Origin of the sequence: Paraburkholderia sp. IW21, from assembly GCF_041321145.1 — a bacterium.
Classification (GTDB): domain Bacteria; phylum Pseudomonadota; class Gammaproteobacteria; order Burkholderiales; family Burkholderiaceae; genus Paraburkholderia.
In genome coordinates, this window is record NZ_JBGGWA010000019.1 from 100674 (window position 1) to 106844 (window position 6171).

Sequence of the window (6171 nt, forward strand, 5' to 3'; positions counted from 1 at the left end):
ACGATGAAGGTCAAGACGACGGGGTGGGTGAAGGCGGGCTGGTTGATGCTCGTCGTTGCCGGTTTGCAGGCTGCGACCATGGCGCACGCGAGCGATATCGACTTCGGCGCGCCGTTGAATGGCTGGCGCAACACCAGCGGTGACAGCGAGCGCTATACGCAGGACGTGCACTACCCGGCGGTGTCGGTGTCGACGCCGGAAGGGCAGTCGAAGTTCGCGCTGATCGAAGGGCAGATCCGCAACGCGCCGAAGAAGAAGGGCACCACGGTGGGCACGCTGGTGGTCGACGGCACGCCGTTGCCTCAGCGGGTGGAGGAAGACGGCAAGTTTTCGCGGCCTTACGCGTTTCCGTCCGGCAGCAACAGCGTGGAACTGCGGGAGCCGGACGGGTCGCGCAAGCGCGTGCAGTTTTACGACGCCTACAGCGGCAAAACGCAGCCCAAGTTGCGCGTGGTGCTCGCATGGGATACGGACGGCACCGATCTGGATTTGCACGTGGTGTCGCCGGATGGGATGCACACCTGGTATGGCGACCGTGTCGCGCCGAACGGCGGTGCGCTCGACGTGGATGTGACGACCGGCTATGGGCCGGAGATTTACTCGTCTGCGGCGCCCTTGAAGGGTACGTATCTGGTCTATGTGAATTACTACGGTAATGGGAACAGCGGCAGCGATATGACCGTCGCGCAGGTGACGATCATCACGAACGAGAATACGCCGAACGAGAAGAGCGAAACCATTCGGGTGCCGATGCGTAAGCCGGGTGAGCTGACGCTCGTGAAAACATTCGTGATGCCATAGAGCGGTTGGTGACGTCACAGTATTTAACGTTTTTAAAGCTATGCAAGATGAATTGGTTTGCCGGCTGGTCATGCTTCCAATGAACGGGGCACCTGGTTAAGCCGGAAGCCATGTTTAAAAATATGGGAGAGCGTGTAATCATCGCGCTCATCGGCTTGCGCTCTCTTGCGAGCCGGATTGCAAAAATTTTCACTCTGTCTTAGTCAGTTCAACACGGGAAAGACCACCCGTCCGCCATGCATACGCGCTTACGCACGCGCGGGTCACCAAAACGTAAATTTGCCAGCCGGGGGAAGCAAAAATGAACTCATTCGACCAGAAGCAGCCGCTGTTGAGCTACGACGGCAAGATTGGCGAGCTGTACGGGATATTCATCAAAAATCTGTTGCTGCAGATCATCACGCTCGGCATTTATCGTTTTTGGGCCACCACCAATAACCGCCGGTATATCTGGTCGCGCATGCGTTTTCAAGGTGAGCGTTTTGAGTACACCGGAACCGGCGGTGAGTTGTTCAAAGGTTTTCTGCTGGCGATTGCGATTATGTTCGGAGCGATTGTCGGCACAGTCATTCTCAGCGCGATTCTGCGCGCAATCACAGGGAGCGCGGTACTGGCCGTCTTGCCGGTCATTGCCCTCTACATCGTGATCGCGGTGGTCGCAGCCGGGGCGTATTTCAGCGCGCAGCGTTATCGCCTGAGCCGCACCCAATGGTGTGGGATTCGCGGAGGCATGACCGGTTCGGCGTGGGTCTACGGTGTGTATGTGCTGCTGTCTGGCCTGCTGTGCATCGTCACGCTTGGACAGATGGTGCCGTGGGTGTCGATGCGCCTTGCGGAGCGCCGCATCAACGCGAGCAGTTTCGGCAGCCTGCCGTTTCATTTTGAAGGCCGTGCAGGCGTGCTGTATGGCGCGTTCGTCGGCACGTTTCTGGGCATCGTCGCGCTGTTCGTCGTGCTCGGGGCAGTTTTCTTCAAGGGTATCGTGGCACTGCTGCCCATCGGGCATGCGCCGCTGAAGGCCTATGATCCCGCCGCGTTCGCCTCATTCGGCTCGGTGTTCCTGTTTTACCTGCTGTTCATCGTCGGCGCGTTGCTGATCCAGTGCTTCTATCTGGCGCTGGTGACGCGCCATGTCATGGGCAATACGACGCTCGGCACGCAACTGCGCTTCGGCAGCAGCATCACCGCCGGGCGTCTGCTCGGAATGATGCTGGGCAATCTGGCGATCATCGTCTTCACGCTGGGTCTGGGTTTTCCAATCGTGCTGCATCGCGTAATGCGGTTCGCAGCCGATACGCTGCAGGTGTCCGGTCAACTCGACCCGCGGACGCTCGGTCAAAGCGATCAGACGCCGCCGCGCACGGGCGAGGGCATGCTGAACCTGCTCGATCATAGCGGCGCGTTCTGACACGGTTTTGGAACCTTCTGTTCCCACCGGCACACGCTATTACGACGGCCATACTGCCGCGCCTCGCGTGGCGACGCTGCGCTGGAGCGAGGCGTTTCTGTCGATCGACGGTGTTGCGGGTGAGTTGGCGGTTTGGCCGCGTGCGCGGCTGATCGTCAGCGAGCCCGACCCGGAAGGCAGAGTCGCTCTGTCGTGCAAAGGCGAGTTGGGCCGCGTATTGACCGATGCCTTTGCACTACCCGTGCAGATGACGGCGCCACGCATGCGGCGTTGGCATTATCTGGGCTGGATCATGATCGGCGTGGCGGCGCTGGCGCTTGCGGTCGTACTCGTCGTGAGACTGCCTGCGGCCGGCGCGGCGCTTGTGCCGCGCAGCGCGGAAAACCGGCTTGGCGAGATGGTGGAGTCGGTCGTGGTCGGCAAACATCGGGTGTGCCGTGGCGACGACGGACAACGCGCGCTCGAGCAACTCGAAGCACGTCTCGCACATGTGGCGGGGATAGTGCAACCGGTACGCGTGGTGGTCATCGACAGCAAGAAGGTCAATGCACTGACGCTGCCAGGAGCACGCATGATCATCATGCGAGGCCTGTTCGAGCAGGTCGGCAATCCTGATCAATTGGCCGGCGTGATAGCGCACGAGACGGGGCATATCGCGCGGCGCGATCCGTTGACCGCGTTGTTTCGCGGCGCCGGTATCAGCCTGATCAGCACAACCCTGGGCATCCATCTCGGTTTCGCAGATGTGTCTTCGCTGGCGGGGCGATTAGTGGGTTTGTCGTATAGCCGCGACATGGAACGTCTCGCCGACGCGAACGGCGTTGCCTATCTGCAAGCGAGCGGCTTGCGCAGTGATGGGCTCGCGGCATTTTTTGCTTCGACCGAAAAGCGTGGCGTTAGCGCCAGCGGTGCGATTGAATTTCTGTCAGATCACCCGCGTACGATCGGCCGGGAACAGCGGAGTCAGGGATCGCCACTCGGCGAACGTGCGTTGACGGCGCAGCAATGGGCGGCGATTCGGGCAATGTGCGGGAAGCCGTGAGCTGTGCGACCTGTCGGAAGCGCGGGTCTGAAAGCCAATGGGCTCAACGACTTGGGTGACTCTTGCTCAGGATATCCACAGGCTTATGGACAGTTTCTGTGGACAAATCGAACCACAGAACATCCGCTTGAACTTACTGCTTCTGTCCTGCGTTCAAGTTATGACTTGCCGCCGTGGATAGGTATTGAAAGCGGTCGTGCGTCGAACCGCCGTGTGCGAGTGAGTTGGGGAGATGGAGATGCGCTTGTCGTGCATGGCGCACGACAAGCGCAACGACCGGCTTAGCGGTCGAGGAACGACTTCAGGCGATCTGCGCGGCTCGGATGCATCAGCTTACGCATTGCCTTGCTCTCGATCTGACGAATCCGCTCGCGCGTGACGTCGAACTGTTTGCCGACTTCTTCGAGCGTGTGGTCCGACTTCGTGTTGATGCCGTAGCGCATACGCAGCACCTTGGCTTCGCGCGGCGACAGCGAGTCGAGCGCGTCGTCGATGGCGGCGCGTAAGTCGGCCTGCATCGCAGCGTCCGCCGGCGAGGAGGCTGCCGAATCTTCGATCATGTCGCCGAGCGTGGCGTCGCCGTCGTCGCCGACCGGCGTTTCCATCGACACCGGCTGCTTGGCGATCTTCAGAATGCCGCGCACTTTCTCTTCCGACAGTTCCATGCGTTCGGCGAGCACCGACGGATGCGCTTCCTGACCGGTCTGCTGCAGGATCTCGCGCGAAATGCGGTTGAGCTTGTTGATCGTTTCGATCATGTGCACCGGCACGCGAATCGTGCGCGCCTGATCGGCGAGCGAGCGCGTCACAGCCTGACGAACCCACCACGTTGCATACGTCGAAAACTTCCAGCCGCGCCGATATTCGAACTTGTCCACGGCCTTCATCAAACCGATGTTGCCTTCCTGGATCAAGTCGAGGAACAGCATGCCGCGGTTCACATACTTCTTCGCGATCGAGATCACGAGACGCAGATTCGCCTCGATCATCTCGCTCTTGGCCTTGCGCATCTTCGACTCGGCCGCGACCATCTGGCGATTGATCTCTTTCAGATGCTTGAGCGGCAGCGAAACGGTCGCTTCGATGTCGATCAGCTTTTGCTGTTCCGACTGGATCGCCGGCAGATTGCGCTCCAGCGCCGCGCCGAACGCCGACGTACCGCGCGCGGCACGTTCGGTCCAACCCAAATCGGCTTCATGACCCGAAAACGATTCGATGAACTGCTCGCGCGGCATGCCGCTCTTCGTCACGACGATTTGCAGAATGCGACGCTCGATCGCACGAACTTGCGCAACCTGGTGTTGCACGTCGCCGCACAGGCGGTCGATAGTGCGTGCGGTGAAGCGAATCTTGGCAAGGTGCTGCTGAATTTCTTCGCGGGCGCGTTGATAAGCTTTCGAACTGACGTCGCCGCGCGTGTGCGAGGCGTTCATCTGGTCGGACAGGATGCCGACCTGGGCGAAGATTTCGAGGCAGTCGTTCGTGAGCTGCTTCAGACGTGCTTCGTCCGCTGCCGAGGAGTCGGCCGGGCCGAGATCGTCGTCGCTATCGCTGTCGTCGTCGTCGGTGGCGTCCGTGTCGACGTCGGCTGCTGCGTCCGCGCTCGCGTTTTCTTCTTCCGCTGCGACCGTATCTTCATTCAGACCGTCGACCAGTTCGTCGATGCGCAGTTCTCCGTCCGCGACCTGCTGGGCGCTGGCCAGAATGGCGGAGATCGCGAGCGGGCAAGCGGCGATCGCCTGCACCATTTCGTGAAGACCGTCTTCGATGCGCTTCGCAATCGCGATTTCGCCCGCGCGGGTCAGCAGCTCGGTTGCGCCCATCTCGCGCATGTACATGCGCACGGGGTCGGTCGTGCGGCCAAATTCGGAATCGACGGTCGACAAGGCGACTTCGGTTTCCTCGTCTGCCTGATCGTCCGACACCACGGCGGGGGCGTTCGAGTTGAGCAGCAGGGTTTCCGCATCCGGAGCCTGCTCGTAGACCGCCACGCCCATGTCGTTGAAGGCGCTGACGATGCTGTCGATGGCTGCCGTCTGCGCGAAGTTGTCGGGCAGATGGTCGTTGATCTGCGCGTGGGTCAGGTAGCCCTGCTCCTTACCCAGCTGGATCAGCGCGCGCATCTGGCGCTGGCGCTCTTCGGCTTGTTGCGGCGGTAGTTCGGCCGCGACAGGGATCGCTTTGCCCGCGCCTTTGCCCTTGGCTGTACGGCCAGCGGGCGCCTTGGCGGTGAAGCTGGCGTTTTCGTGTTGCGAATCTTCGCGATCAAAAGGGTTCACGTATTCTCCTCTAGAGGCTTCGCTATGAGACGCAAGACGCGACCGTCAGGCGTTTCGAGCATGGCTCAACATCACCTGAGTGACTCAACGCGGTTGTTTGGCTGTGCTCTGGGGAGCAAAAAAGATGAGCCCGCGCGAAGCGGGCCGATAGAAATGTGCGAAATTAGTGCGGCTCGCATTATATACGAGCTTGCGCCTTCGCGCGCATTGTGCGCACAGCATTTTGTCGTGCGCTCTTGTCGCAGGCTCGTTCGGTCCGCTGGTTGCGCGGGCAGTTGCTTGTCATAGGCGGGGCATCTGAAACTCGCCGCGCTAGAGGACAGCCTTCCTACTATAGATGAACTCGCCGATCCTCGCTCGGCGTGATCACATTCTTCCGCCTCGCTATATATAAGGGCGCGCAAGTTCCGGCGTCGATTCGCGCTGGCCCAAAGGAAAATTCACAAAAAAGGTTGACGACGTGGCAGGCGTTCTCCATAATCTCGTTTCTCTGCTGCTGATGCAGCGACGCAGAACGGAGCGGTGCCGGGTAGGTGAAGGTGGCACGGTTCGGTGGTGATTGCGTATTCGATCTTTAAAAATTAACAGCCGATAAGTGTGGGCGCTTGATGCGCGACGCGCGGTGGACTCTTCGGGGTCTG

General features: G+C 60.5%; 4 protein-coding genes. 3 read left to right on the forward strand and 1 reads right to left on the reverse strand.

The genetic code is table 11. From position 1 onward, the window contains the following. The first annotated feature begins 3 nt into the window (after positions 1-3). From ACAX43_RS31125 to ACAX43_RS31135, 3 genes are all read left to right on the forward strand, one after another. On the forward strand, positions 4-801 hold the full coding sequence (locus ACAX43_RS31125) for a DUF2135 domain-containing protein (protein WP_370712178.1): 798 nt from the start codon (positions 4-6) through the stop codon (positions 799-801). A 301-nt stretch (positions 802-1102) separates the two neighbouring features. Beyond that, on the forward strand, positions 1103-2209 hold the full coding sequence (locus ACAX43_RS31130; RefSeq protein ID WP_370712179.1) for a YjgN family protein: 1107 nt from the start codon (positions 1103-1105) through the stop codon (positions 2207-2209). 7 nt (positions 2210-2216) lie between these two features. After that, positions 2217-3251: a M48 family metallopeptidase gene (locus ACAX43_RS31135; protein WP_370712180.1), complete on the forward strand. Its 1035-nt coding sequence runs from the start codon at positions 2217-2219 to the stop codon at positions 3249-3251. Between the two features lie 281 nt (positions 3252-3532). Here the strand turns inward: ACAX43_RS31135 and rpoD are convergent, their stop codons facing one another. After that, positions 3533-5530 (reverse strand): RNA polymerase sigma factor RpoD, encoded by a 1998-nt coding sequence (gene rpoD / locus ACAX43_RS31140; RefSeq protein ID WP_370712181.1) that lies wholly within the window; start codon positions 5528-5530, stop codon positions 3533-3535. Between the last annotated feature and the right edge of the window lie 641 nt (positions 5531-6171).